Below are 380 nucleotides of genomic sequence, written 5' to 3'. Positions count from 1 at the left end.
GTACCCGGAGGGGCCGGTGCCGGGGGAGCCGGCGGGGCCGTAGCCGCCGCCTCCGCCGTGACCGCCTGCCTGGGCGGGGGCGGAGCCGCCCGACGGGTCGACGACGGCCTCGATCTTCCAGTGGACGTTGAACTGCTCGGCCAGCGCCTGCCGCAGTACGTCCTCGCTGCCACTGCCGGCGAAGTTGTCGCGGGCGCCGGCGTTGACGAAGCCGAGCTGGAGGGTGGTGCCGTCGAAGCCGCTGACGTGGGCGTTCTGGCTGAGCAGGATCCAGGTGAAGCGGCGGCGGTTCTTCACCGCCTCCAGAATGTCCGGCCACAGCGACCTCGGGTCGAGGCCGCCGGTCGGCGCGGGTCCGACCGGGGCGGCGGGTGCCGGGG

At 75.0% G+C, this 380-nt stretch carries 1 pseudogene; it reads right to left on the bottom strand.

Going from position 1 to position 380, the window contains the following annotated elements:
- Nucleotides 1-380, bottom strand: a pseudogene (locus tag MTQ10_RS31035) (DNA polymerase III subunit gamma and tau); the annotation flags it as partial.

Origin of the sequence: Streptomyces sp. XM83C (assembly GCF_023072675.1) — a bacterium.
GTDB classification, from domain to species: Bacteria; Actinomycetota; Actinomycetes; order Streptomycetales; family Streptomycetaceae; genus Streptomyces; species Streptomyces thermocoprophilus.
Note: the sequence above shows the minus strand (reverse complement) of the source record. Positions and strands in the feature narration are given on the sequence as shown.